General features: G+C 46.4%; 25 protein-coding genes and 1 pseudogene. 14 read left to right on the top strand and 12 right to left on the bottom strand.

All coding sequences use genetic code 11. From position 1 onward, the window contains the following. Window positions 1-35 precede the first annotated feature (35 nt). The 3 genes from crtID to HZF10_RS13570 are packed head-to-tail and all read left to right on the top strand — an operon-like array spanning window position 36 to window position 2,784. Window positions 36-1,499 (top strand): bifunctional phytoene desaturase/3,4-desaturase, encoded by a 1,464-nt coding sequence (gene crtID / locus HZF10_RS13580; RefSeq protein WP_176006766.1) that lies wholly within the window; start codon window positions 36-38, stop codon window positions 1,497-1,499. Then, window positions 1,496-2,335, top strand: a complete 840-nt coding sequence (locus HZF10_RS13575; RefSeq protein ID WP_176006765.1) for a phytoene/squalene synthase family protein — start codon at window positions 1,496-1,498, stop codon at window positions 2,333-2,335. Before crtID ends, HZF10_RS13575 begins: the two co-directional genes overlap by 4 nt. Beyond that, a complete protein-coding gene (locus HZF10_RS13570) occupies window positions 2,332-2,784 on the top strand; it encodes a sterol desaturase family protein (protein WP_176006764.1) in 453 nt (150 codons plus the stop codon). Before HZF10_RS13575 ends, HZF10_RS13570 begins: the two co-directional genes overlap by 4 nt. Before the next feature lie 149 nt (window positions 2,785-2,933). Here the strand turns inward: HZF10_RS13570 and HZF10_RS13565 are convergent, their stop codons facing one another. Then, complete coding sequence (locus tag HZF10_RS13565) at window positions 2,934-3,692, bottom strand: XRE family transcriptional regulator (protein ID WP_176006763.1); 759 nt, start codon at window positions 3,690-3,692, stop codon at window positions 2,934-2,936. 62 nt (window positions 3,693-3,754) lie between these two features. On the opposite strand from HZF10_RS13565, the gene HZF10_RS13560 reads away from it, so the two are divergent. The 8 genes from HZF10_RS13560 (at window position 3,755) to HZF10_RS13525 (ending at window position 12,689) form a co-directional block, all read left to right on the top strand. Continuing rightward, a complete protein-coding gene (locus HZF10_RS13560; protein WP_176006762.1) occupies window positions 3,755-4,483 on the top strand; it encodes an ImuA family protein in 729 nt (242 codons plus the stop codon). Next, window positions 4,483-5,976, top strand: coding sequence for a Y-family DNA polymerase (locus tag HZF10_RS13555; protein WP_176006761.1), 1,494 nt, complete (start codon window positions 4,483-4,485; stop codon window positions 5,974-5,976). Before HZF10_RS13560 ends, HZF10_RS13555 begins: the two co-directional genes overlap by 1 nt. Continuing rightward, on the top strand, window positions 5,973-9,152 hold the full coding sequence (locus tag HZF10_RS13550) for an error-prone DNA polymerase (protein ID WP_176006760.1): 3,180 nt from the start codon (window positions 5,973-5,975) through the stop codon (window positions 9,150-9,152). Before HZF10_RS13555 ends, HZF10_RS13550 begins: the two co-directional genes overlap by 4 nt. Before the next feature lie 28 nt (window positions 9,153-9,180). Next, window positions 9,181-9,807 (top strand): alpha-ketoglutarate-dependent dioxygenase AlkB family protein, encoded by a 627-nt coding sequence (locus tag HZF10_RS13545; protein ID WP_176006759.1) that lies wholly within the window; start codon window positions 9,181-9,183, stop codon window positions 9,805-9,807. A 72-nt stretch (window positions 9,808-9,879) separates the two neighbouring features. Beyond that, a complete protein-coding gene (locus tag HZF10_RS13540) occupies window positions 9,880-10,740 on the top strand; it encodes an AraC family transcriptional regulator (protein WP_176006758.1) in 861 nt (286 codons plus the stop codon). A gap of 84 nt (window positions 10,741-10,824) precedes the next feature. After that, window positions 10,825-11,055 carry a putative antibiotic biosynthesis monooxygenase gene (locus HZF10_RS13535; RefSeq protein WP_176006757.1) on the top strand — a complete coding sequence of 77 codons (231 nt, stop codon included), beginning with the start codon at window positions 10,825-10,827 and terminating at the stop codon, window positions 11,053-11,055. A gap of 107 nt (window positions 11,056-11,162) precedes the next feature. After that, entirely contained in the window at window positions 11,163-12,083 is a 921-nt protein-coding gene (locus tag HZF10_RS13530; protein ID WP_176006756.1) for an NAD(P)/FAD-dependent oxidoreductase, read from the top strand. A gap of 12 nt (window positions 12,084-12,095) precedes the next feature. Then, window positions 12,096-12,689, top strand: a complete 594-nt coding sequence (locus HZF10_RS13525; protein WP_176006755.1) for a short chain dehydrogenase — start codon at window positions 12,096-12,098, stop codon at window positions 12,687-12,689. A gap of 167 nt (window positions 12,690-12,856) precedes the next feature. On the opposite strand, the pseudogene HZF10_RS13520 reads toward HZF10_RS13525, so the two are convergent. The 11 genes and pseudogenes from HZF10_RS13520 to HZF10_RS13470 all read right to left on the bottom strand — a co-directional run. After that, a pseudogene (locus HZF10_RS13520) lies at window positions 12,857-13,144 on the bottom strand (RteC domain-containing protein); the annotation flags it as partial. 48 nt (window positions 13,145-13,192) lie between these two features. After that, window positions 13,193-14,041 carry an ankyrin repeat domain-containing protein gene (locus tag HZF10_RS13515; protein WP_176006753.1) on the bottom strand — a complete coding sequence of 283 codons (849 nt, stop codon included), beginning with the start codon at window positions 14,039-14,041 and terminating at the stop codon, window positions 13,193-13,195. Window positions 14,042-14,208: 167 nt separating this feature from the next. Continuing rightward, entirely contained in the window at window positions 14,209-14,694 is a 486-nt protein-coding gene (locus tag HZF10_RS13510) for a hypothetical protein (protein WP_176006752.1), read from the bottom strand. 245 nt (window positions 14,695-14,939) lie between these two features. Then, window positions 14,940-15,224 carry a hypothetical protein gene (locus HZF10_RS13505; RefSeq protein WP_176006751.1) on the bottom strand — a complete coding sequence of 95 codons (285 nt, stop codon included), beginning with the start codon at window positions 15,222-15,224 and terminating at the stop codon, window positions 14,940-14,942. 567 nt (window positions 15,225-15,791) lie between these two features. Continuing rightward, on the bottom strand, window positions 15,792-16,253 hold the full coding sequence (locus HZF10_RS13500) for a hypothetical protein (RefSeq protein ID WP_176006750.1): 462 nt from the start codon (window positions 16,251-16,253) through the stop codon (window positions 15,792-15,794). Window positions 16,254-16,464: 211 nt separating this feature from the next. Continuing rightward, the gene (locus tag HZF10_RS13495) at window positions 16,465-16,923 is read right to left on the bottom strand and encodes a hypothetical protein (RefSeq protein WP_176006749.1); all 459 of its coding nucleotides are present in this window, start codon (window positions 16,921-16,923) and stop codon (window positions 16,465-16,467) included. Beyond that, the gene (locus tag HZF10_RS13490; protein ID WP_246282597.1) at window positions 16,920-18,008 is read right to left on the bottom strand and encodes an RHS repeat domain-containing protein; all 1,089 of its coding nucleotides are present in this window, start codon (window positions 18,006-18,008) and stop codon (window positions 16,920-16,922) included. Before HZF10_RS13490 ends, HZF10_RS13495 begins: the two co-directional genes overlap by 4 nt. Window positions 18,009-18,117: 109 nt before the next feature. Then, the gene (locus tag HZF10_RS13485; protein WP_176006748.1) at window positions 18,118-18,564 is read right to left on the bottom strand and encodes a hypothetical protein; all 447 of its coding nucleotides are present in this window, start codon (window positions 18,562-18,564) and stop codon (window positions 18,118-18,120) included. A 4-nt stretch (window positions 18,565-18,568) separates the two neighbouring features. Next, window positions 18,569-19,510 carry an RHS repeat-associated core domain-containing protein gene (locus tag HZF10_RS13480; protein WP_176006747.1) on the bottom strand — a complete coding sequence of 314 codons (942 nt, stop codon included), beginning with the start codon at window positions 19,508-19,510 and terminating at the stop codon, window positions 18,569-18,571. A 131-nt stretch (window positions 19,511-19,641) separates the two neighbouring features. After that, complete coding sequence (locus tag HZF10_RS13475) at window positions 19,642-20,511, bottom strand: ankyrin repeat domain-containing protein (protein WP_176006746.1); 870 nt, start codon at window positions 20,509-20,511, stop codon at window positions 19,642-19,644. Between the two features lie 6 nt (window positions 20,512-20,517). Further along, entirely contained in the window at window positions 20,518-22,230 is a 1,713-nt protein-coding gene (locus HZF10_RS13470) for an RHS repeat domain-containing protein (RefSeq protein WP_176006745.1), read from the bottom strand. A gap of 102 nt (window positions 22,231-22,332) precedes the next feature. Here HZF10_RS13470 and HZF10_RS13465 point away from each other — a divergent pair, with 102 nt between their 5' ends. The 3 genes from HZF10_RS13465 to HZF10_RS13455 all read left to right on the top strand — a co-directional run bounded on the left by HZF10_RS13465 (window position 22,333) and on the right by HZF10_RS13455 (window position 25,176). Continuing rightward, a complete protein-coding gene (locus tag HZF10_RS13465; protein WP_176006744.1) occupies window positions 22,333-23,235 on the top strand; it encodes a helix-turn-helix transcriptional regulator in 903 nt (300 codons plus the stop codon). Between the two features lie 82 nt (window positions 23,236-23,317). Continuing rightward, window positions 23,318-24,823 carry a MauE/DoxX family redox-associated membrane protein gene (locus HZF10_RS13460; RefSeq protein ID WP_176006743.1) on the top strand — a complete coding sequence of 502 codons (1,506 nt, stop codon included), beginning with the start codon at window positions 23,318-23,320 and terminating at the stop codon, window positions 24,821-24,823. Window positions 24,824-24,900: 77 nt separating this feature from the next. Continuing rightward, the gene (locus HZF10_RS13455) at window positions 24,901-25,176 is read left to right on the top strand and encodes a DUF6520 family protein (protein WP_176006742.1); all 276 of its coding nucleotides are present in this window, start codon (window positions 24,901-24,903) and stop codon (window positions 25,174-25,176) included. Window positions 25,177-25,211 lie beyond the last annotated feature (35 nt).

The raw sequence follows: 25,211 nt of genomic DNA, 5'->3' as shown, positions 1-25,211 counted from the left end.
TTTATTGTTTAACAAAAAGCTAATTTCGTTAAACAATGAAAAGGCGTATTTTCATAATAGGGGCAGGTTTTTCATCGGTAGCGGCATCGTGTTATCTCGCGCGGTACGGATACGATGTCACCATCGTCGAAAAAAACAGTCATGTCGGCGGCCGGGCAAGGCAGATGCGGCGTGACGGTTTTGTTTTCGACATGGGGCCGACCTGGTATTGGATGCCCGATGTGTTCGAACGCTTCTTCGCCGATTTTGGCAAGACACCGGCAGATTACTACGAATTGCAAAAGCTGAATCCTGCGTACTCGGTGTATTTCAATCCGGGCGACAAGATTTCCATTCCCGACAATCCGGACGACATCGCCGATGTTTTTGAGCGCGTAGAGACAGGAAGCGGCAGGGCACTTCGAAAGTTTCTGTCCCAAGCCGATGAGCACTATCGCATCGCGATCGGCGATCTGGTTTACAAGCCCGGCGAATCCATATCGGAGCTTGTGTCCTTTGATACCATAACCCGAATAGGAAGGTTCGTCGGCAACGTGCGCAAAGACATACGCTCGAGGTTCAGATCGCCGAAACTCGTCAGCATACTTGAATTTCCGGTGCTGTTTCTTGGTGCGAAACCACAAAACACGCCTTCGTTCTACAATTTCATGAACCACGCCGATTTCGGTTTGGGCACGTGGTACGCCAAGGGCGGAATGGCAAGCGTGGTAAGCGGCATGGAACGGCTTTCGCGCGAGTTGGGTGTGAAATACATGACCAACGCGAACGTCTCTGAAATCAGGTGTGCCGGGAAAAAAGCCGAAGGAATCGTCGTCAACGGACAATTCGAGCCTTGCGATATCGTCTTGAGCGGCGCGGATTACCACCATACCGAAAGGTTGTTGCCCGAAAAATCCAGGGGATACAGCGAACGGTTCTGGAAAAAAAAGACGTTTGCGCCAAGCGCGTTGCTTTTCTATGTGGGCTTCGATAAGAAATTGCAAAACGTAGATCACCACACACTGTTTTTTGACACCGATTTCGACGAGCATGCGTTCGAGATCTACGATTCGCCCTCGTGGCCTTCGAACCCATTGTTTTACGCAAGTTTTCCGTCGATTACCGACACCGGATGCGCACCTGACGGTTATGAAGCGGGCATTTTTCTGATCCCGCTCGCACCCGATTTGGAGGATAGCCACGCTATACGCGAGATTTATTTTGAAAAAATCATGCTTCGGCTTGAAAAGCTCACACGTCAATCGATCAAGCCGCACGTGCTGTTCAAGGAAAGTTTCTGCGTGAACGATTTCAGGAACGACTATAACTCCTATAAGGGAAATGCATACGGGCTGGCCAACACGTTGCTCCAGACGGCTGTACTTCGGCCAAAGATAAGGAACCGCAAAGTTCGGAACTTATTTTTTACAGGCCAGCTTACCGTTCCCGGTCCTGGGGTGCCGCCGGCATTGATCTCGGGTAAACTCGCATCAGAACTCATCAAAAAACACTTCCCATGAAACAGTTGTTCGACCAGGTTTCGGACGCTTGCAGCCAGCAGCTGACCAAGACATACAGCACGTCGTTCTCGACCGCGGTACGTATGCTCGCACCTTCGATTCGCCAGGATATCTACAACATCTACGGATATGTGCGTCTCGCAGATGAAATCGTGGACAGCTTTCTGGACTACGACCAATATGAACTGCTGACACGCCTAAAAATAGAGACGACCGAGGCAATCGCCAACAGGATCAGCCTCAATCCGGTGCTCAATGCATTCCAGCACACCGTGAATCGGTACAATATGCCCGTGCAGTTGATCCACGATTTCCTGAAAAGTATGGAAACCGACCTTGAAAAGAAGGTTTACGCCTCTAAGGAAGAATACGACCAATATATCTACGGCTCGGCAGACGTGGTCGGTTTAATGTGCCTGCACGTCTTCGTGAAAGGCGACACCGTGCGGTTCAATGAACTTAAGCATGCGGCCATGCGATTAGGTTCGGCGTTCCAGAAGGTGAACTTCCTGCGCGATTTCAAAGCTGATTTCGAGATTCTCGGCAGGGTTTATTTCCCCGGGACCGATTTCGGGAAGCTCAACGACTGCGATAAGAAGGACATCATTGCCGAAATCAGGAGCGACCTCGAGGAAGGATTCGGCGGGATCAGGAAGCTGCCGCTCGAGGCCAAGCTGGGCGTTTACGTCGCGTATCGGTACTATCGCGCCCTGCTTTCGAAACTCGACCGCGTAGCGAGTGCCGATCTCAAGCGTAGCCGCATCCGCGTTCCGAGCTACCGCAAGCTTACCTTGTTCGCGCGTTGTTATTTCGACCATAAACTGAACCTCATATGAGTATTGTCCTCATACATATCCTCATTTTCTTGGCCACGTTCGTTATCATGGAAGGCGTTGCGTGGTTCAGCCATAAATACATCATGCACGGATTTTTGTGGTCGTGGCACAAAGACCACCACCAGAAAGAAGGCGATTCCTGGTTCGAGCGCAACGACCTGTTTTTCGTTTCGTATGCCGTGATATGCATCGCATTGTGCTTACTGTGGCGGTTTGGCATCGTGCCATACGGTCTTACGGTAGGCGCGGGTATTTTCTGTTATGGCGTGTGTTATTTTATCGTGCACGACATTTTTATCCACCAGCGTTTTAAACTGTTCCGAAATGCGAACGGTCGATATGCCCGTGCCGTGAGGCGCGCCCATAAGGTGCACCACAAGCATCTGGGAAAGGAGCACGGTGAGTGTTTTGGGATGTTGTTCGTGCCGTTTAAGTATTTGAAGGCCTAGGAAGTCGGTAACTAAACTATACACAAATAGCGAATTGCCTTATGCGGGCTGGCCGCATCCGTTTTCCTCTTTTCATGCCTTTTCCCGGCGGGATTATCGGGAGTATGGCAGGCGATGAAGACGACGGATTGTGACGGTAACCGTTAACGTCACCCCCGCAAACCCCTAATCTCCTTCCTCAACTCCTGAAACATACCCCTTACCGTTTCAACGTCAACGTCATCAGGAGCAAAAGCCTCCGTCTCGATGCTGCACACAAATTCCCATACTTCCAAAATTTCCCGGTACTCCACGACATACGGAGCATAAACGATGTTGTCCGAACTGGCGGTAAACGACGAGTTGGCGTTTCGACTCAATCGCTTATAGACGATACCATCGTTTTTCGTGACCAGGATATAGGTTTTTCCGTCGCTCACGTCCCCGAGATTTTCGAGATGCTTGCCGATGATATATGAACTGTCCCTATGCGGAGGCATCGAGTCCCCGCTGGCCGGAAAGGCCCTGAATTTCCCGTTTCGCAAAAAAGGCAGCGAAAGGGTCTGGAGACTCTCGATGAACTCAGGGTCGGCATACCCGCTGGCATAACCCAGCCTAGCCTTGTGCGGGACGACCTCGATGAGGTTTTCCCCATGCTGGTCAACGGCAATCGGCAATACGATGCGGTTATCGGCAAGGCGCAACATATCCTCGATATCATATTTACGTAAGTCTACAGTAAGAAGCAGGTCGATACTGATACCGTAAAAGCGCGAGAGTCTGACCAACATTTCATAAGGAGGTTCCACCTTGCCGCTTTCATACGGTTCATATCGCCCGCGTTTGATATCCAGGGCTTCGGCCGTCTTCTGTTGGCTCTCGTTGCGGCTTTCGCGGAGGTAGCGTAGGTTATCGGAAAAAATAGACATTGTTAATGTTGTAAATTACAACAACAAAACTAAATAATTTTGCGGTATATGACAACAGGAAAATGGAGGCAGAAGTGAAAAGGGAAATGGCGAGGCAGCTCCAGTCGAAGATTGATGCCATGCAAGGTCTCGGAAAAAGAAGCGAAAGACAACAAAGAAACGCCCTGTCACCGTTCGGTTCTGCTTTCCCGGGCGGTGTTTTTCCTATGGCAGCCATCCATGAGTTCATCAGTTACGAACCCTCCGATGCCGCTTCCACAAGTGGCTTTATGACGGCGCTCGTCGGTAAGTTTATGCAGGAGGGCAGCCTTTGCTTGTGGATAGGGAACGGCACGAAAATTTATCCTTCAGGGCTGGGACATTTCGGCCTGAAACCCGACCGCATCGTATTCATCGACGCACCCACCGCGAAACTCGCGCTTTGGATTATAGAGGAAGCCCTCAAATGCGAAGCGCTTTCCGCCGTAGTCGGAGAAATCAAGGAGCTTGGCTTCACCGAATCCCGTCGGCTTCAACTGGCGGTAGAACGAAGCGGCGTCCCGGGATTTATCCACCGCTATCGACCGCAGGCAGAAAACATCGTCGCCTGTACCGCGCGTTGGAAAATAACCGCATTGCCAGGCAACACAGTAGATGGCTTGCCGGGAATGGGACATTCCTGTTGGGATATACAACTGCTTAAAGTAAGGAACGGCAAACCGGATTCGTGGCAGGTAAGTTGGTCGGGCAATAATTTTGCCCCGATTATAGAAAAACACATTGTTCCACAACAGGAAAGGAACGTCGGATAATGCCAAGATATGCTTCGATATGGTTTCCTTACCTGCTTGCGGAATCCGTCACCAGGAAGCGGCCTGAACTTCGTGACGGGCCCGTGGTATTGGCTTCGCGCCAACGCGGTCGTATGGTGATCGACGCGGTCAATGCACCCGCGAAAGCCAAAGGCATCCACGTTGGGATGGTCGTGGCCGACTGTAAAGCGATATTTCCCGACCTGAGAGTGCTCGAATCCGAGTCGGGCAAAGGCGAGAAGATTATACAGGCATTGGCGGAATGGAGCATCCGCTACACACCTTTCTCTTCTGTTGACCTGCCCGACGGGCTCATCCTGGACACTACAGGATGTACACATCTGTGGGGAGGCGAAAAAGAATATTTGGAAAGCATCGAGGCCAAGCTGGGTGGTTACGGATATACCGTACGTTGCGCCATGGCCGATACGATCGGTGCGGCATGGGCGGCGACCCGGTTTGCGAATCCCCGCTGTATCGTAAAACCCGGAAAGCAAAAGGAAATCCTGCTCGATTTGTCACCCGAGGCCTTGCGTTTGGAAGCTTCGGTACTGGAGCGCCTGCGCAAATTGGGGCTCAAGCGGATCGGTGATTTCATCGACATGCCTCCTTCGGTACTGCGAAGGCGTTTCGGTGCGGCATTGCCGTTGCGTATCGGGCAGGCATTGGGGCAAGAAATGGAGTTCGTGATACCTGTAGAGCCAATAGAGCCTTATCGCGAACGGCTTTGCAGCATGGAGCCGATTGCTACTGCAGCAGGCATAACCATCGCCTTGAGAAATTTACTGGAAATCCTTTGCCAACAGTTGGCTACAGACGGCATGGGCTTGCGGCAAGGGATATTCAGAGCCTATCGCATTGATGGCGATGTGCAGCATTTGGAAATCGGGACCAATCTTCCTTCGCGTAACCCAAATCATTTATTTAAGCTTTTCGAACATAAGATTGCGACACTACGCCCCGATCTTGGTTTCGAATTGTTTGTATTGGAAGCAACCGATGTGGAACCGGTTACAGACGAGCAGGCGGCTATCTGGAACGCCGCATCACAGAACGATGCGAAAATAGGTGAACTGCTAGATAAGGTAATGGCAAAGGCAGGGCGAGAATCAGTAAGCCGATACCTGCCGGCCGAACAATATTGGCCCGAGCGGGCCGTTAAGAAGGCAATGCCTCTTTGGGAAAAGCCCGTCACGCCATGGCGCACAGACTGGCCGCGGCCCATCCATTTATTATCCCGTCCCGAAACCATAGAAGTAACGGCCGTGCTTCCCGATTATCCGCCGATGTTGTTCCGCTACAAGGGCAAGACCCATCATGTCGCCAAGTCCGACGGGCCGGAACGAATCGAACAGGAGTGGTGGCTGGCCGACGGTCTCTACCGTGATTACTATTGCGTCGAGGACGAAAGCGGCGCACGCTATTGGCTTTTCCGTTCCGGCCCGTACGATGCCGGCAGGCCAGAATGGTTCATTCACGGATTTTTCGCATGACATACGTAGAATTACAAGTCACGACCAATTTCAGCTTCCTGCGCGGCGGCTCGCATCCCGAAGAATTCGTGGATCAGGCTGTAGCGTTGGGCTATAATGAAATTGCCGTCACCGACCGGAATACGCTTGCGGGCGTCGTCCGGGCACATGTCGCAGCAAAAAAAGCAGGTCTGCGCCTTATCGTCGGATGCCGCCTCGAATTGCTCGACGGTCCGCCTTTGTTGGCATATCCTACTGATAAGGAGTCTTATGCCCGATTATCGGCCTTACTGTCAACAGGTAATCTACGCGCGGAAAAAGGACAATGCCACCTGTATAAATCCGACGTGTACGCCCATGCCGAAGGAATGAAATTCATCGCCATCGCACCGTTTTCGCTCGACGAAGCATTCGATTTCGAGAATAAATTCAAATTCGGATTGCGTGAATACCGCAGGAGATTGGGCAAAAACCTTTATTTGGGAGCAAACCGTTCCTACCAAGCCAATGACAACAAGCGCTTGCACCGCCTCGGCCAGTTGTCCCGATCGTTCGATATCCCGCTCGCGGCCACGAACGATATACATTACCATGTTCCCGAACGCCGGCAACTACAGGACGTACTGACCTGCATACGTGAAAAATGCACCATACAGGCAGCTGGATTTAAGCTGTACCAGAATGCCGAACGCTACCTGAAACCCGCAGGCGAGATGGAGCGTTTGTTTCGCCGATTTCCCGAAGCGTTGCGCACTACCCTCGAAATTGCTGATGCCTGCCGATTTTCGCTCGACAGTCTCGAATATGTTTATCCGAAAGAAATCACTTCAGGCGACCGCACGCCCCAACAGGAATTGGAAATGCTCACCTGGCAGGGTGCCAATGAAAGGTTTGGCGGAAACATCCCCGAAAAAATTGCCGAGACCATCCGTTACGAGCTCGAGTTCATGGCGCGCAAAGACTATGCTGCCTATTTCCTTACCGTGTACGATTTTGTCCGCTTCGCAAGGAGCAGGGATATTTTGTGCCAGGGCAGGGGATCGGCCGCGAATTCCGTGGTTTGCTATTGCTTGGGCATCACCTCGGTAGACCCGTCCAAATTCAAGGTACTGTTCGCGCGCTTCATGTCCGATGCGCGTGACGAGCCGCCCGACATAGATGTCGATTTCGAACACGAAAGACGGGAAGAAGTCATCCAATACATTTACGAAAAGTACGGACGCGATCGTGCCGCGATCGTGGCGACGGTCACGCAGGTACACCAAAAAGGAGCGATACGCGATGTGGCAAAGGCTATGGGCTTATCGGCCGATGCGGTCGACCGTCTTGCCGGGTCGGTTTGGGAATTCACAGACGAATGGATAGACGGTGACCGCGTTTCCTCCGAAGGTTTCGACCCGTCCGACCCGCATCTGATGAAAGTACTCGAGTTAACCCGACAGTATGTTGGTTTCCCACGGCAGTTGGGCCAGCATACCGGAGGATTTATCATCACACAGGACAAGCTTTCCGATTTGTGCCCGATCCTGAACGCCCGCATGGAAGACCGCACCAACATCGAGTGGAACAAGGACGACATCGAGGCGCTCGGTTTTCTCAAAGTGGATGTGCTCGCCCTCGGGATGCTTACCTGTATCCGTAAGGCATTCGACCTGTGCAAAGTGCATTATGGGTTGGACCTGACGCTGGCCAACATTCCGCAGGACGAGCCTGAAGTGTACGAGATGATCAGCCATGCCGATACCTTGGGCGTATTCCAGATCGAAAGCCGCGCCCAGATGTCGATGTTGCCACGGCTCAAACCGAGATGTTTCTACGATTTGGTGATCGAGGTCGCAATAGTACGTCCCGGGCCGATACAAGGAGATATGGTACATCCTTACCTGAGAAGGCGCGACGGCATCGATCCTGTGGAGTTCCCATCCGAAGAACTTCGTGAAATTTTGGGCCGTACGCTCGGTGTACCCTTATTCCAGGAGCAGGCCATGGAAATCGCGATCGTGGCCGCGGGTTTCACGCCGGCCGAAGCCGATGGGTTACGCCGCAGCATGGCCACATTCAAGGCCAAAGGAAAAGTCAGTGATTGGGAAAAGAAACTCGTCGAAGGCATGATGGCCAAAGGCTATCAGGAAGATTTCGCCAAGCGGGTGTTCCGACAGCTCGAAGGTTTCGGGTCTTACGGTTTTCCCGAAAGCCATGCGGCAAGTTTCGCTTTGCTGGTCTACGTGTCATCCTGGATCAAATGCCATTATCCCGACGTGTTTGCCGCCGCGTTGCTGAACAGTATGCCCATGGGATTCTACCAACCGGCACAGGTCGTCATCGACGCGCGTAAGCACGGAGTAGAAGTAACGGCGGTAGATATCAATCATTCGTATTGGGACAACACACTCGAAGAAAAATCAGGTAAATATCACGTGCTTCGTCTCGGATTCAGGCAGGTAAAAGGATTGTCGGCCGAAAGCATGCAATGCTTACTGGAGGCACGCAAAAAACCGTTCCGGCACATCAATTCCTTGCTCGATGCAGGAGTGTCGATAGCTGCTTTGGAGAAACTGGCCGATGCCGACGCGTTCCGTTCCATCGGACTCGACAGGCGTCAGGCCTTGTGGGAAGTATCTGCCTTATCCGACAGCCCGATCGGTTTATTTAAAGGCCAATCCTCCCAAAGCGTCGATGAGCCACAACTCCGATTGCCGCTGATGACCGATGCCGCACACGTGGTCGAAGATTACGCTGCCACAGGCTTATCGATTAAAGCACACCCCGTAAGCTTTGTCCGAAAACAGTTGGATAGCCTGGGCATCACGCCTACGGCAAAACTGGCCCAAATGAAGAATGGCGATACCGTCAAAGTAGCGGGGCTGATTACGGTGCGGCAACGTCCGGGCACCGCTAAAGGTGTTCTTTTTGTCACGATCGAGGACGAAAGCAATTTCGCCAATATCGTCGTTTGGGAAAAAGTATTCGAAAAACACCGCCGCGACATCATCCGGGCACGGCTGTTGATGGTAGAAGGCAGGCTGCAGGTACAAGGCGAAGTCATACACGTGGTTGCCGACGGCTGCTTCAACCTTTCCCATCTTTTAAGGGGCATGGTCGAAAATCAAAAGGCAGAATCGGCCGTATCGACCCTTTCCCGTTCCGATGAAAAGAATACCGAGGAGGTCTTTTACAAAGGAAGGAATTTCAGGTAACGACAATAACATAAGAAAGAACGAAACGATGACGCTTTTTAACGACACCGACCTGTTTGCATCCGGCACCGACCATTATAAAGAATTTGACCTGCCCGATGCCGAGGTCACGCTGCGGGATGCCTTTTTTACCAAAGAGGAGGCCGACTTTTATTACGACATACTGCTCAATCAAACGCCCTGGCGGGAATTCGAGATGGAAATCTACGACAAGACCGTAAAAGTCCCGCGGATGGTCGCCTGGTACGAAGACAAGGAAAACAGCGGTGCGGCTCCCGACGCACTCGAATGGACGCCTGCATTGCTTGAGATACGCAAACGCGTCGAAGAAAATACCGGCGTCAAGTTCAACAGTGTGCTCCTTAACCTATACAGGAACGGTCGGGACGGTGTTTCCTGGCACAGTGACCGCGAATACACCATCGGGAAAGACCCGACAATCGCCTCGGTAACGTTTGGTGAGACGCGCATGTTCCGCTTGCGCCATAAAGTACGAAAAGACATCCCGCAGGTCGAAATTCCGTTACATCATGGTTCATTTCTACTCATGTCCGGTACTACCAATACTTATTGGCAACATGAAGTCCCGAAAACGGCACGAAAGGTATTGCCGAGAATCAATTTGACGTTTAGGATCGCCAAAAGGCTGCCGTAATCAATACAAAAATTATATAACGCATCACCAAGACGTATTTTTTCCGAATTTTGATAATAAGAAGCGTAAGTCATGGAGCCGATACCCGTAAGGCATCTCGATAGTACAAAAGAACCTGCCTTATCCGGAAGTTTCGGCATAAGGAACGTTGCCGAACTTCTCAATGGGCGCAGCATGGTACAAGAGCTCCATCGGCATGACCATTTTTACATATTGGTTTTGGAAACGGGATCGGGCGAACATGAAATCGACTTTGTCTCCTACGAAGTTTGTGACCGATCTGTTTTTTTGATGCGGCCGGGACAGGTACATAAGATACATCTTTACCCGGGAAGCACCGGTTACTTGATTCAGTTTAGTCCTGCCTTGTTTCATGCTCAGGAAAACCTGATTCGAGATTTGCTTCGCCGGGTGAGCCATAAAAAGTTTTGCAAAGTCACGTCAGACAGATTTGGCAAAGTCCAGGAAGTACTTAAGCACATGTACAGCGAATTCAGTCAAAGGCTGCCGGGATTCGACGAGGTCATAAAAGCGAGCCTTAATATTTTTTTCATTGAGTTGCTGCGCCAAAAACAAGGTGAGGACAACACCGCTTGGAAGGCCAATGGGTATCCTCAGGAAAAACTCGAAAAATTCCTTGATCTGCTCAACGACGAAATCTTCACCCGCAAGCAGGCCGGGTATTATGCAAAAAAGCTGAACTTATCCCCATATCGGCTTTCATCTATAACCAAGTCGTTGTTAGGACGCACACCATCAGAAATCATAAACGAGCACATCGTGCTGGAAGCGAAGCGCAACCTGTTGGCAACATCGATGCAGGTAAACCAGATTGCCTACCATCTCGGATATGACGATGTTTCGTATTTCATCCGCTTCTTCAGGAAACATACCGGTACTTCTCCCGAATTTTTCCGGCAGAATTTCAGATAAGTCCTGTTCTACTGCATTTTTGTCCTACACTCAGGTATTCTGCCCATCCTAATTTTGTCCGGACAATTAGTAAAGAGGATTCGCATGAAAACAAAAATGAAAATTATGGCTTCGTTAAAGATTTGGCTGGCCATCTATCCTTCGATCACCCTGTTCCTTTTCTTGTTTGGCCAGGCCCTTTCCAATTTAGATCTCTACCAACGCACATTTGTTTTGACCATCGTGCTTGTGCCATGGGTGGTATTTATCGCAGTGCCGGTAATCGACCTGGTTTTGGTGCGTTTCGGTGTGGCTCAACGTAAACAACAAAGTTAATGGGTTCGAAATGCATGTCCCGGCGCGGTTTCGTTAAAAAAGGCTCGTTAGCGATGCTGATGACGGCCATGCCGTTTCCTTTAAGTCAGATATCAAAAAATAAAAGAATGGAATATACAGAAGAATACGATGCCATCGTCGTCGGTGGCAGCTACTCAGGACTTGCCGCTGCCATGGCACTTGCTAGGGCATTGAAAAAAGTGCTGGTAATAGATTCAGGCAAACCTTGCAACGCGCAGACACCCTTTTCGCACAATTTCCTTACCCAAGACGGCGTCACTCCGGCCGATATTGCATCAAAAGCGAGGAATCAGGTACTGGAATACACCAATGTCGTCTTCTTCCCGGCTCTTGCTACCGATGTCATGAAAACGGATGGCGGTTTTTTGGTGTATGCCGATAAAAAGATCTTCAAAGCCGGGCAATTGATTTTCGCCACAGGAATACGCGACATGTTCCCAGACATAGAGGGCTTTTCGGAATGTTGGGGCATTTCGGTATTGCACTGCCCGTATTGCCATGGGTTCGAGGTTAAGAACCAAAAGACCGCCATATTCGGCGACGGGGATACGGCCTTCGATTTCACCCGCTTGATTTTCAATTGGACGAAAGACATTACCTTGTATACTAACGGTTTCTCGAAATTGACCGCAATCCAACGGCAACAGTTGCTCCAACATGGAATTCCCGTCGTAGAAAAAGAAATTGCAAGGCTTGAACATAATGAAGGCCGTGTGTCTGCAATTCATTTCAAAGACAGTTCCTCTACATCGGTCGAGGTAATCTATTCCCCCCGACCTTTCGAACAACACAGCAAGCTTCCGGAAAAACTGGGATGTGCGCTTACAGACGAAGGCTATCTAAAAGTCGACGCTTTCCAGGAAACCAGTATCCAAGGCATATTCGCTTCAGGCGACAGCACCTCAAGGATGAGGACGGTGGCTAACGCGGTAGCCTCCGGTACCGTCGCTGGCATTTCGGCAAGTAAGAAAATGATCCTCGAAGCTTTCAAGGATAATAACAATTAAACAGTTAAACACATGAAAATCATCATTGTCGGTGCCACGGGTACCATGGGAAAATATTTGTCCGACGTACTGGGTAAAGAGCACGAAATCGTAAGGGTAGCGAGAACAGGAGCGGATATCGATACCGACATTTACTCGACGGAATCCATTGGGAACATGTTTCGCGCAGTCGGACCTTTTGACGCACTTATTTCCACTGCCGGTCCCACCTTTGTCGGGCCTTGGGAAAAATTGAATGACCAAACCTTCCGACAAGGTGTAGAAGGAAAAATGATGGGACAGGTCAACCTCGTACTGATCGGCCAAAAATACATCAATCCGAAAGGTTCCTTTACATTGATAAGCGGTGCCCTTACACATGAACCGCAGGTTAACTTTGCCAATGCTTCGGCAGCAAACGGGGCGATTGATGGTTTCGTCAGGGCAGCCTCTATAGAATTGACGGATGGTGTTCGCATTAATGCGGTAAGCCCTACGGTAATAGAGGACTCTCCCCAATACTTCCCTTTTTTCCCCGGAGAGGTGCCTACCACTATGAAGCAACTCGAATACGGCTTCCGCAAAAGCATTTTCGGCCGGGTTACGGGTCAGGTCATCAAACCCTGATACGTATTCGCAGGGCCGTCAGCTTTCTACGGACAAGATAACAAGATACGTGCGTGCGCAGAATCAATTTGACCTTCGGATAGCTACCCCGCAGTAATATCAAGTCGCATTGTTTAACTAATTATCCGCCTCATCCATCCCGTTTTCCAAACCAAACCCCAGCGTTTTCAAAACCGCGTCCGGTCATTCTTTCTCGCCCGTATCTCAAAGAACACCCGATGATACTGTCCTAATTCAATCTTGAAAGCCGTTTCCATAAATCCCGCTATTTCATGAAGTGTCGCCCTCCCGTTGTTGAACACGCCTTCCGTATGCAAAGCGTAAAGCAATTCCACCAAAGCGACCTTCGGAGCGGTCCACTGCAACAACGGTCGTTCGTTCTGGAAAACCCCGTCTTTCAACGCCGATAAGTCCCGATACAAATAATCCCTCATCTTCTCGCTCGCCATAAGCCTTGCACATTCATTTGTAAGAGGTGACTTGACTAAAAAAAGAAAAAAGCTTTAATGCTGTCCTGTCCGTTTCAAATAAAGTACGATTTCATTTTTATTTTTTCTGTCGTTTGTAAATGTATGTTGTCCCAATTCATCCTGAAAATCTTCAAATTCAAAATCTTCCGTATTCAAAATTTCACTTAAGCTATATTTCTCCCGAGAGGCAAAATCGATTGAACCGGTAATATAAACAACGTCAGGAATCTTTATTTTCTGATCAACGACGAAATAGCGTAAAGCTTCCATGTTCTGTGATGACAGACAAAAATAAAGGACACCTTCGCATAATCCCTTATTTTCTGGTACTGGATTACAGCAGTTGATATCTGCACCATACCGAACTAATAATTTGATTGCATCAAGGCAATTTGAACCTGATTCTGTGATATTGTGACTGCACGCAGTTAGAAGAGGGTAGCCATTAGAGAAATACCCCACACTTTTTGGTGCGATCTTTAAATTCGGATCCGCACCGAAACGCAATAAAGTTTCTATGTAAAATAAGTCGCAGTTGGATTGATGGATAATAGCTTCCGTTAATGGACTCGAGTCCATCGTGCTTCCCAATAAGATATTTGGATTAGCGTCCGCCTTCAATAATTCGACAAATGCTTCTTTCTTTTGGTTGACGATAGCCAAAGCCAGTAATGTTTGGTTATACTTGGGCTCTTTATAATCTATATTGATTTTTTCCTGTTTCGCGAACTTTCTTATAGATTCAACATCGTTTTCCTTGACTGCTTTTGCCAAAGCCCATATTGGAGTGTTCTGAAAATTTTCGAACTCAAAACCTTGTGCATCTCTAGCGCAGGAAGCGGTCATATAGAATACTCCAATTAAAATAACTATATTTTTCATTTTTCTAAGAATGTAATCCGGAATGGGGCAGACCAATAATTTATACTTTGACACAGAAAAGAGAAGATTTGCGTTTTTATATGTAAGCTCTTCCGAGTTCAATTCAAAAAAGTCTTCTCGTTAAAGATAGACTCGACTTCCAATCTATGAAACATTTCATAGGACTCTCAATCCCATCGCGACCATATGGTGTCGATTCTCATCAAACGCAGTTCATTGTTTTTCAGTTGGTAATTGAAAATGGGAGGAGAGCTTTCGGGCTGACTTCCTTTAGTCCAATAGAATTTATCGGTATCCCTGCTCCTTATTTTGTTGAGGATCAAATTATAGCCCAAGTTTTTGTCATCATAAATGACCGTTGGTAAAAGACGTTGGTCACGATAAACGCCATACCCGTCATCGTTTTTTAAAATTCCGCCGGACGACCTGCGCAGGCCAATAATAGTATCGCCATGATCTCTCCAAAAATAAGCTTGATAAATATAAATGCGATTTTTTTGGTTGTCCTTTGGAATTGGGAATTTAGTTTGGTATTCAACCAATTTATCGTAGAGGTTTTGACTTAATAATTGATCATTCGCTTTCGTGCAACCGAAGAGGCATGATATGATGGAAAACAAGAATAAAACCTTATTTCGGCGACAATGCTTCATTCTACTGCTGATAAGCTTTTAGACACTCCAAATGACTTTTGCTCCTTTATCATCTATTTATGTGAATAATCTTTGCTAGCTCTGAAATCAGTGATTTTCTTCGCGTATTAAGGTCCCTATAATTATGAGTTTTGTGTTTTCGCGTAACTCTTTTTCGTTTAAACCTTTGTTGTATTCCCGAAGTAAATACCGCCATTAAATGCTATTAAAGTATTCTGGAAGTTAGAAAAATCATATCCTTCGTGTCACGGCGTCAAAATTAAGATATTGCTTTTAATGTCATCAAATTGTGTAAAGTCATCGCTCTCGAAAACTATACAATCGTTGCTCTTTTTGTCAAGAATGCGCCCCTTGATTATATCTTGTCCGTTGGCACTTTCATAGTCCCAAGGCTCGCTAACCGAAACGAAATATTTTTGCACACACATCGACATATTCCAGAATCTTTTCAATATGGCCGTCCTTATCGCGATACTCTCGAATATCTTATTTTGAATTTTTTTGAAATTCATTTCTGCCCACGCTTTCATTTTTCGTCTGGCACGACAAAGTAAGACAGATGACAAATAAGATTGCAATTTTTTCAAACTCCCGATACACAACTATTAGTCTTTTATTTTAGTAAGCGTAACGATACGTTTAGGATGCTCTTTAAGCTCTTGTGAAAGGACAATCTGCGACCGGGATGTCTTTTCTATTTTATAGGTCATGGAATCCCACTTCAATAAAGTATCGCCTTGAATGTGCCAATTTCGCTCGACGCTTATTACATCCGTATCATTGTTGAATAAAGCAAAGCCGTCCGGATACCTGTTATATTTATCATACGTTCCGTCAGCGTGAAATTGAAAATAGATACCATAAACACCCAGATTATCTTTATAACTCCAGTATTCATTTTTACTGCAAGTCAACGTGCGTTCAATTTCGTTCTGTTGATTGCAGGAAATTAGAATAAAGAAAGAGATGAGAAAAACGTATTTATTCGATAATCTCATAGTAACTGGTGCATCTTTTCTTCGTATTTATTTTTTTTTGGACCAAATGAAGAGGATAGTCCATTTTGTAAAAATCAAAAAAATAAGGCGTGAAGTTTACTATTCCGTTTTGATGTTGCTTGTTCGATGCAAGGTTATAACCGATTCTAATTTGTAAAGTGAATCTCGCGCAACGATACCTCCTTTTTTAATGATGATGTGGCTGTGCTTTAAAATTTTATCTGAAATAGATGGATTTTCAAATCTATCCGATGTCAAACCTAATGGAGATAGATATTTTATGATTATGCTTTTTTTATCTGAAAATTTATCAGCATTATATTCTGGCTTTAGCGCAAAGCTGTCTTTGTCAATTAAAAGCAAAAACTGGTCATAATCACTATGTTTTAAGGAGTTCGTTTTGAACTCGATTGTCGATTCCAAGTTCACTATGAATGCTTTTTGGCGGTGAAGTGAGTCATATATAAGACGTTGGTGTACAACTGTTGGCGTTTTATTTGTATTTGATTCGCAGCCAAGTAATAATATGGAACTGGATAAGGAAAGAATTAGTGTTTTCATTTTGTATCTGTTCAATTCATCCTGAAATTCTGATTTTTTGTCAGAATTTCGGAATGTAGATTCTTATCAGTCTCTTGTGTCGATGCGGAATTTGCTTTTCCACCGCTCCTTATTTTTACAGTCACCGATTCTATTATATTGCTCAATTCCTTTCCCTGATATGGTTGTGTTTTGTAAATGACGGATTTTAAAGGAAAGTGCTAACAATATTTCACTTATCTAAAGTGTAATTTTTCGTTGGTGAATATGTTACTAAAAAATCGCCTGAGTCGGAAAATAAAATATAATATTCTTTACTGAATAGATTTCCAAAACGATTAATTCTTAATTTTTTTTTGATAGTGTTCCCAAAAATGCGATTATCAAAATAAATGTCGATCTTCTTCACAGAAGACAAATCATAAATTGGGAAAATAGTTTCATGATCCTTGTACTTAAGCATAATAGCAACGGAATTCCGAGATATTGTATCTGGGAATGAAACTTGCCCATTTCTAAAATCCAATAGTTTGATGTGTTGATTATTGTCGACTAAATAATACAAAACGTTTGAAACTTGACTGTCCTTGATAAAAAAATTAATTTCAACATCACGTTTTTGTGCATAGATTTCACTCATTGAAAAAAAAGCTCCGATAATGATGACGCTTTTAAAAATTTTATAAATCATTTTACTAATTGTTTTAATTGATATAAAGGTAGCTTAAACACCACATTCCCTCCATTGTAGAAGTTTACAATGTTTCCACCTCTAGTGTCAACTTGTATAGCTGTAGGAGAATATCCTTTATTAATCATATATGTTTGTTCAGTGTAATCTCGAGGAGAAGGGCCTGGCGCAGCACCTCGCAATAATTTTTCGCCAGATAAAAAATCTTCTCCTACATTAAACATACCACTTGTATGAACATGCCAATAATCCAAAAGTTCATTTACTTCTGGGTAACCAACATTATTGAATGGCGGTATCTCCCCACCTTTGTCAGCAGTTTTTTTAGGACCAGGTACCCATGGTGTAACGGTTATGTCACCATTTATAATTCTTGTGTCGCCACCCTCTTCATGCAACCCGCCATCGCCTGCTCCAGGAGACGTTTCCTTAGCCTGTGCGTCAGTGGAGGCTACTATCCCATTTATAGTATGTTTTCCTCCGTTGATAGTGACTTTATCAATTTTTGATAAATCGATAGCTTTGTTACCTCCTTCTGTTTGTTTTTCAATAGTCTTTTGCTGTTCTTTGTTGTAAACAATGTGAATTTTCCCATCATTTTTTCCATCATCCCCTATTAGCTTTAAGGCACCCCAAAAATTTTGGCCATAAATTGGGTCATCAACGCTTCTTCCATCAGGGTCTATAAATCGAATCGGGTTGTTTAAAGTATAATTGTATGGCGACCAACCAACATACTTCTCCGCCAACGGATCCACACTCAACCAAATAGAAAGCTTCGGATCGTAATACCTCGCCCCGTAATAATAATTCCCCGTTTCCCCGTCGAACGCCTTGCCGTTATACTTGAAAGGCGAATTTATGGAATTTAAATGTTCCTCGGCCAGCGTTTCCCCGAACGATAGGTATTCCATATGCTGGGAGACGTTGCCCGCGGCGTTGACGATGTAGCTGCTGCTGCCCAAATGGTCCGAGAAGAAGTAATAAGGTGAATTGCCTTTCGAAAGCAAGCCGTTCGGAAAGATCATGATGTTGGCCGAAGCTTGTCCGACTTCGTTGCCGTTCGACGAGATCCAACCGGTCAAGGTTATAGCGAACCAAACGTTCGTGAGAGGTGTAAAAATAGAAAGACAGTCAGTGTAATTTATCGGATAATTGCAAACAAAGCCTTAAATCTCCTAATGCCATTATTAGTCACATTCCTTTATGTTCACAATCAAAAACTTCTATCGAGCCGATAAAAAGTTCATCTTTCACATTTAAATCCAAATTAAACTTAATGCCTTTATACAAGGAATGAAAAATAGAATCTTCATCATCATTAATGTCATAAACTGATACGGGAAGTCTCATCGCTTCATCAAATGTCATTCCTATATAATAATTTTCAAAAACGATATTCTTATCCTTTATTATAATATGTTTTAAAAGTTTTCGCTGGTTAAATAAAAGAAGGAGACTAGCCCATATTTCAAGTTCATAATATTGAATAGACTGATTGACGTACTCTTTCTCTAAAGATTCAATTTTTTTTTCATTGAGATATCCATAGTACTGAAATATTTCGGAATCTAAGGTGAATTCTGAAATACCATGATTAGGATTAATTGTACTTTTTAAAAATGCTTTGTAGTCGATCATTATTTTATCTATAAAAAACGTAAGATGATTTTTCTCCACGCGGAACATATGAATTCATATGTCTAACATTAATGAATTTAGTGGTCCCCGCACTCCCACTTACTTCAATGTATGGTGCCCTATGTGAGCCTTGTCCGTAATGAACTTTTACAATATTAGCGCCTTTAACTCCATCAAAATTGATTTGATATCCACCTATTCCACTAGTCCTAGTAAGAGGTTTCGAGGTGATATTTCTTCCGCCATTGGTTGCTATCATATCGATAATTTCTTCTTTGCCCATTAAAGCAAGATCGTTAGAAAAAGCTATTGTATTGGCAGTACGAGAAGTAGAAGATGGAAGATTTGCATAAAGACCAAGTAAACCTCCTGCTATTGCAACACCCCAACCTAAAATATCTTTCCGATAGGCAGAGGTGTGTTCGGAAGTTGCGGCACGCCAATAATCAAAATCTCCTGTTTGCCAATAGAGGGCTCCTAATCTTCTAGCTTCTGGAGTACTGAACCAAGAATTGGTGTTTTCCATTCCTTGATTCCAGTTTCCAACCAAATAATTTTTCATTGTAAAATTCCAATATTTGGAATTAAGCGCTTTGGATGTTGAGTTTTCGACACTAAAATTGAAAGTATCTAACTTATCGTCAGGTACAGTTATAACAGCATTACTACCATCCTCCGTATGCAATAACAATTTTCCGTTTTTATCTACGTAATCTGTAGGAGGTTCCACAGACATCCCAGTAGGATCGGTTAGATTAATCGGGTTTTGATAACAATACCCATACGCATCAAACGTCTGTTCAACTAACGGATCCACGCTCAACCAAATCGATAATTTAGGATCGTAATACCTCGCCCCGTAATAATAATTCCCCGTTTCCCCGTCTAACGCCTTGCCATTGTATTTGAACGGTGAATTTATGGAATTTAATGTGGTAATGCCCAAGGTTGGTGTAGGGTGAGTATTTGGAGAGGTTGTTGGGGAAAATTAGTTGCAGCGCTATTGAGTTTGAAATAAGAAAGCCGCATACGCAGCTTTTATTTTGAGAATTGATATTCCTTTTAACTGATGTAAGTTCAATATTTACTAGCAAACTCTTCCCAACTATCTGGATATTTTTTTTTGATTTTTACTAATATATAATCAGGTATAGGCTCCTTATTATAATCTAATCCTTTTCCTTTCAAAAATTTTATGACCTCAAGCTTATTTTTATATTGCTCCGACTGTAAGTCGATTATGCATTTTCTTAAGGCTTTTAAAATGTAAATTTTTTCTCCATTTATTGTTTTATAGAGCATTAAATTAAAGTCGGCATCGTTTTGTAAAAGATATAGGGCTACATCTAACCTATCTAGCATTATGGCTTCCGATAGAGGTAAATTGGTGTGGCCGTAACTGTGATAATTTAAATGGGCACCCGCTCTAATTAGGAGTTTTACTTTTTTAAGACTACCTGTATCTAAAGTACTAATTGCCGCCAACAATGCTGTCTGCCGAATCTTATCGTCTTCTTTATAAGGTATGTTTTCAATGGCATTTGGGTCGCCATGATATTCAAGTACTGACCGAAGGTATTTTGGGTCATCGTTTTCCGCCGCAAAGATAACAGCAGTTCCACCTCTGTAATGATCATGGATATTAGGATCGGCTCCAATTTTTAATAGCGCATCTACACTTCGATAATCGTTATTATTTATCGCTAGCATCAACAAAGTGTTCCCGTATGTTTTTTCCTGATAATTTATGAAGTGTCTGTTTTTTTGAGCTTCTTCAGTTATCTTCAAAATATCTTCGCGCTGAACTGCCAATGCCAGATTCTTAACTGGTGTATTCTCAAATAGTTTGTAATCGTTTCCGAGCAACTTCTCAGGAATGTCATTTTCTTTTTTCTGGCAATTTGCGATAAGCAGCGCTATTCCGAAGATTAAGATAAGTTTTTTCATAAGTCATTAAAATTCAAAGAAATTTTCAATAGTATTTTTCACAAATTGTCCCTTAGATATCGTTTGTAATCCTTCTATAACCGAATCAATACTATGTCCATTCTCGGCACCTTGTACGCTTCCGGGCTGGATGTAGTGTTTTGTGCCTCCTGCTGTCGGTAAACCGGTGGCGCTTTGTCCAGCATTAAGAGGATCAGTCGTAAGGATGTATGCATCGGTTGTTTTTGACGGCTGTAATCCACCCGGCGTGAATACAGAAAGGCCAGCAGCATTAAAGGTTAGCGCGTCATCGCCGGTAGCTATCGCGTTGGCTTCTGCCATCCCTCCTCCCAAAGAATGACCTGTAAAAGTCAGTTCGGCGCCATCCAGACTTTTATTCAGCGTCTTTGCATTATCTACCGACTGCTGGTATTGTTCTGAAAGCCCAAATATCTGCTTGACATCTTGTTTAGTATCTTTCATATCTTCAGTCCCAGCAGTAGCGTAAGTATATTCTGTTTTTCCATTTACCGTCCGTTCATAAACCTGAGATTTGAAACCGGTCCTTTCATTAATTAAAGCTAAGCCTTGGCCGACATTTGATACTTTCCAACCACCGATTAGCTTGACCTTGTCTCCATAAACATGTTTTGACATTATGGCCGCCTCTAATGGCGTTGGTTTTCTCCCGTCTGGATCTACGAACTTAATTGGATTCCCCAAACAATACTCATAACCCGAGCGTCCCGCAAACTTCTCCGCCATCGGATCCACACTCAACCACACGCTCAGCTTCGGGTCATAATACCGCGCCCCGTAATAATAATTCCCCGTTTCCCCGTCTAACGCCTTGCCATTGTATTTGAACGGTGAATTTACGGAATTTAAATGTTCCTCGGCCAGCGTTTCCCCGAATGGAAGGTATTCCATATGCTGGGAGACGTTGCCCGCGGCGTTGACGATGTAGCTGCTGCTGCCCAAATGGTCCGAGAAGAAGTAATAAGGTGAATTGCCTTTCGGGTCTTCCTTGTATTTCAATACCACGCTTTCCACTATAGGTGCAAATGTAGGCTGGGGCAAGTTGAAGGCCGTATAGATCTTGCTTATGGCGCCTTGGGCTTGGTTGACACGGTCGTTGCTCAACGGTCGTATCAACGACGCGGAAAGGGTACCCATACCATTGGCATCCAGGAAGGTCTGCAACGGATAGTGGCCAAGGTTACTGTAGTATCCCGTCTTGGCACTGATCCTTTCGCTTCCGGCATAATAATGTTTGGTATACGTCAGGACACGGTTATCCGGATTGGCATCCTGCTTGGTGACCTTGGCCATAAGCAGGCCGTTCGGGTAGACCATGATGTTGTTGGCCGATGCCTGTCCGATCTCGCTGCCGTTCGACGAGATATCCAATCGGTCAAGGTTATAGCGGACAGAGCGTTCCCCTGTTGCGTCGTAAAAATAGATGGCGATGGGATGCATGGTTTTCTCGTCAGGTTTGAGGTCTACTGCTTTAAGACGGTTTTCCTCATCCCACAAATTGTTGCGGAGCTTAAACGTTTTTTCTCCTACCGTTTCACTGATTTCCTTTTGATTACCGTTGGCATCGTAGGATATCTTTTTATAATGCACGCGAGGATCGTCCGCCGCGGGGCCGGTAACCCAGGAAGGCGATTCTTTGATGGTACGTACGGCATGAGGCTGGACATAGCTATAACCGGAATCTCTAACAAAAGCAGGCATAAGTAAAACTCCCTAAACCGCAACAAATTACTCCCGATTTGCAACCGCCATAAATCCATTACACGTTATTTTGGCTTATTTTGAAGTAAATACCCAATGACTATGGAACTTCAGGTAAACCAGGAAAGGCTCGGGAATTTCCAGCGCATATTGTTGCAGGTAGCGGGCCGCAATTTCGAGACCTGCCTGTCGGGAGAAAAATACCCGGGCGATGCGTTGCCTTTGTTCATGGATCTTCTCGCGAAGGACATCAAAGGAAATCTATTTCGTCCGGGCTACTTGGCCCCGTATCGCGACTATCCGCATTTGTCTCCGTTCACGTTCGTGCTGGACGGCGAAGGGCGGGTCGAAAATTTTTCATCCGAAGCCGGGGCAGCCCTCGGCTATCGGCCGGTCAGCCTGCTCAAAAAGCCATTCGGTTCTTTCCTGGCGGCCGAATCAAAGCCGTTATGGAACGAAATCGAACGCCACAGTTCCGCCACAGTTGATTTCGGCGGCATGTTCCAGATTACGTTTTGCTCCGGGATCCGATCGCTGTTGCAGGCATTCTGTACCGTCCGGCGCATGGGCAACAGCCGCGTCACGGTCGTCAACGCCTTGTTGCCCGTGGCGGCCATGCCGATTCCTGTTTTCGATGAGCCGGTCGATATCCGCCGCGAGAACGAAGCCAAACGTCTGGAACAGCTCTACCACTATATCCTCGGGAATCTCGAGGCCCCGTTGCCCAGTGCTTACGATTTGGCCAAAATGTTGGGTACGAACGACCATGCATTGAAAGAAGGGTTCAGGCGGGTCTTCGGCACCAGTATCTACCAATTCTACATCACCGAAAAGCTCAAGCGGGCCCACCTGTTGATCGAGCAGAGCGTCATACCGCTGCACAAGATCGCGGCCGATTTGGGTTTCGGCACCTACAGCAACTTCTCCAGGGCGTTCCGTCAGAAATACGGGTATGCGCCGTCTCAGGTCAAGCGATGGGACGAGTGGGAGGTGACAGCGAAATAGTCCGCATTTGCCAAATACATAGTCCGGAATTGCGAAAAGAAAGTCAAACGGCGTGTTGAATTTTACTTGAAAATCAACAGCCATGCAAAACAAGGCATTCTTCAAAAAGGTGTTTGTCGACATCGTCCGCTTCCTGTACATCCTCCTGTTCGTGTACGCTTCGGTGAGCAAGCTGCTCGAGTTCGACCATTTCAGGATCCAGCTCGGGAAATCGCCGTTACTAAGCGTCTTCGCCGAAGTTTTGGTGTGGGCGGTGCCCGTCGGCGAACTGCTCATCGTTGCCTTGCTCTGCCTCCCGAAACTGCGCGTCGCAGGCCTGTGGGCATCCTTTTTCGTGATGCTGCTCTTCACCGCCTATATCGCCATTATGCTGAATTTCAGTTCCTACGTTCCCTGTTCCTGCGGCGGGATACTCGAAGATTTGGATTGGACCGAACATCTGGTCTTCAACATAGCGGTCTCCGTATTGGGGCTGTCCGCCCTGGTCATGCTGAGGCAAGATGCGACTTCGTCCAAACTCTTTTGGGCACAGGCAGTAAGTTGCCTGTTGGTGAGTTTCGCCACAGTCGCTGCGCTATACGGCATTTCAGAGCACGAAATCCACCGGAACAACGCGTTTATCCGGCGTTACCCGCAACATCCTGTGGAGCAGCTTAACGGATATGACCTTGAGTTCGATTCCTTTTACATCGCAGGTTTCGACGAAGGCAACGTATACTTGGGCAACGTCACCGCTCCGCGCAACCTCAAACGTCTGGACACCGCATTGGCAAAAGCCGTCGATTTCAGGATTAAGCTCGAAGGGCCGTCCGACTATGCTTTTTCTTCGGTGCAGGTAAAGCTCCTTCCTCCGTTTTTCTTCTTGGGCGACGGGACGGTTCCGATCATCTATAAAGGCTCGATCGCCGATTGGCGTGCCAAAACGTTCCTGCAACCGTCCGTCTTTTTCTCGCAATGGCAGCCGATAGACGGCAACACCTTTTTGGTCAGGACGCTCGACAGGACGCACGCCAATGTCCTGGGTTCCTTATCGCGTCAGGATGGCTTTGGCGAAGCAAAAGGATTGATACAAAAACAATCCGACGGCGCGTTCGACACCGACGGACTGTTGGGCTACAACCGTGAATTGAGGAAGCTCGCTTACGTGTATTACTACCGCAATCGCTTCGTTACCGCAAGCCCGGATTTTAATGGGAAGTACGAGGGTAAGACCGTCGATACGGTATCCAAAGCGCAATTGAAATTCGCCTACGAGCAGCAAGACAAGGTAAGAACGCTGGCCCGACCGCCGTTGCAGGTCAACAAGCACAGCTGCACTTCGGGCCGTTACCTGTTCGTCATGAGCGACAGGTTAGGCAGGTACGAACCCGGAGAAATGCTCAAGGACGCAAGGATCGTCGACGTGTACGACCTTGTAAAACGCACCTACGAGTTCAGCTTCTACCTCTATGACTACAAAAAAGAAAAGGTGACCGGCTTTGAAGTAAACGGCCATTTACTCTACGGCCTTACCGAACATTACCTGGTGCGCTACAGGCTCAAGGCCGCGAACTTCGATTTCACCGTTGCGGACAAAACCACACCATAAATACGCCATACCCGGCCGGTATCAGGGGTAAGGTCGAAAACCTGGAACAGAGTAGACCGCCATTAAATTTATACATTATGAAACGCAAATTTTTAAACAGTGTGCTTCCTGCATTCGCCATCACGTTGGCCATTGCGGGGGCTTTCGCCGCCCAGTCGGCACAGAACAAGAAGTTGGTCGGCCAGACAGGATGGATCAACTTTCCTTCCAATTGTGCCCAATCGAGACAGTGCGACACCGATGGATCGGTACTTTGCACCATCAAGATCGGTACCACGAACCATCAGGCCTACGGCAAACTTTCGGCAACCGACTGTTCGCAGACGTTGTACATGCCGCCGGTAAACCCTTAAAAAGAAAGTGTCCGGTTTATGCCGGACACTTTTGG

The sequence above is a fragment of the Flavobacterium agri genome, from assembly GCF_013401995.1.
GTDB lineage: Bacteria > Bacteroidota > Bacteroidia > Flavobacteriales > Flavobacteriaceae > Flavobacterium > Flavobacterium agri.
The sequence above is the reverse complement of the archived record's forward strand: the minus strand, read 5'-3'. Positions and strand labels throughout refer to the sequence as shown.

Excerpts from the sequence above, each read along its gene's own strand:
- crtID (WP_176006766.1), top strand. The coding sequence starts at position 36 with ATGAAAAGGCGTATTTTCATAATAGGGGCAGGTTTTTCATCGGTAGCG.
- HZF10_RS13575 (WP_176006765.1), top strand. The coding sequence starts at position 1,496 with ATGAAACAGTTGTTCGACCAGGTTTCGGACGCTTGCAGCCAGCAGCTG.
- HZF10_RS13570 (WP_176006764.1), top strand. The coding sequence starts at position 2,332 with ATGAGTATTGTCCTCATACATATCCTCATTTTCTTGGCCACGTTCGTT.
- HZF10_RS13565 (WP_176006763.1), bottom strand. The coding sequence starts at position 3,692 with ATGTCTATTTTTTCCGATAACCTACGCTACCTCCGCGAAAGCCGCAAC.
- HZF10_RS13560 (WP_176006762.1), top strand. The coding sequence starts at position 3,755 with ATGGAGGCAGAAGTGAAAAGGGAAATGGCGAGGCAGCTCCAGTCGAAG.
- HZF10_RS13555 (WP_176006761.1), top strand. The coding sequence starts at position 4,483 with ATGCCAAGATATGCTTCGATATGGTTTCCTTACCTGCTTGCGGAATCC.
- HZF10_RS13550 (WP_176006760.1), top strand. The coding sequence starts at position 5,973 with ATGACATACGTAGAATTACAAGTCACGACCAATTTCAGCTTCCTGCGC.
- HZF10_RS13545 (WP_176006759.1), top strand. The coding sequence starts at position 9,181 with ATGACGCTTTTTAACGACACCGACCTGTTTGCATCCGGCACCGACCAT.
- HZF10_RS13540 (WP_176006758.1), top strand. The coding sequence starts at position 9,880 with ATGGAGCCGATACCCGTAAGGCATCTCGATAGTACAAAAGAACCTGCC.
- HZF10_RS13535 (WP_176006757.1), top strand. The coding sequence starts at position 10,825 with ATGAAAACAAAAATGAAAATTATGGCTTCGTTAAAGATTTGGCTGGCC.
- HZF10_RS13530 (WP_176006756.1), top strand. The coding sequence starts at position 11,163 with ATGGAATATACAGAAGAATACGATGCCATCGTCGTCGGTGGCAGCTAC.
- HZF10_RS13525 (WP_176006755.1), top strand. The coding sequence starts at position 12,096 with ATGAAAATCATCATTGTCGGTGCCACGGGTACCATGGGAAAATATTTG.
- HZF10_RS13515 (WP_176006753.1), bottom strand. The coding sequence starts at position 14,041 with ATGAAAAATATAGTTATTTTAATTGGAGTATTCTATATGACCGCTTCC.
- HZF10_RS13510 (WP_176006752.1), bottom strand. The coding sequence starts at position 14,694 with ATGAAGCATTGTCGCCGAAATAAGGTTTTATTCTTGTTTTCCATCATA.
- HZF10_RS13505 (WP_176006751.1), bottom strand. The coding sequence starts at position 15,224 with ATGAAAGCGTGGGCAGAAATGAATTTCAAAAAAATTCAAAATAAGATA.
- HZF10_RS13500 (WP_176006750.1), bottom strand. The coding sequence starts at position 16,253 with ATGAAAACACTAATTCTTTCCTTATCCAGTTCCATATTATTACTTGGC.
- HZF10_RS13495 (WP_176006749.1), bottom strand. The coding sequence starts at position 16,923 with ATGATTTATAAAATTTTTAAAAGCGTCATCATTATCGGAGCTTTTTTT.
- HZF10_RS13485 (WP_176006748.1), bottom strand. The coding sequence starts at position 18,564 with ATGATCGACTACAAAGCATTTTTAAAAAGTACAATTAATCCTAATCAT.
- HZF10_RS13475 (WP_176006746.1), bottom strand. The coding sequence starts at position 20,511 with ATGAAAAAACTTATCTTAATCTTCGGAATAGCGCTGCTTATCGCAAAT.
- HZF10_RS13470 (WP_176006745.1), bottom strand. The coding sequence starts at position 22,230 with ATGCCTGCTTTTGTTAGAGATTCCGGTTATAGCTATGTCCAGCCTCAT.
- HZF10_RS13465 (WP_176006744.1), top strand. The coding sequence starts at position 22,333 with ATGGAACTTCAGGTAAACCAGGAAAGGCTCGGGAATTTCCAGCGCATA.
- HZF10_RS13460 (WP_176006743.1), top strand. The coding sequence starts at position 23,318 with ATGCAAAACAAGGCATTCTTCAAAAAGGTGTTTGTCGACATCGTCCGC.
- HZF10_RS13455 (WP_176006742.1), top strand. The coding sequence starts at position 24,901 with ATGAAACGCAAATTTTTAAACAGTGTGCTTCCTGCATTCGCCATCACG.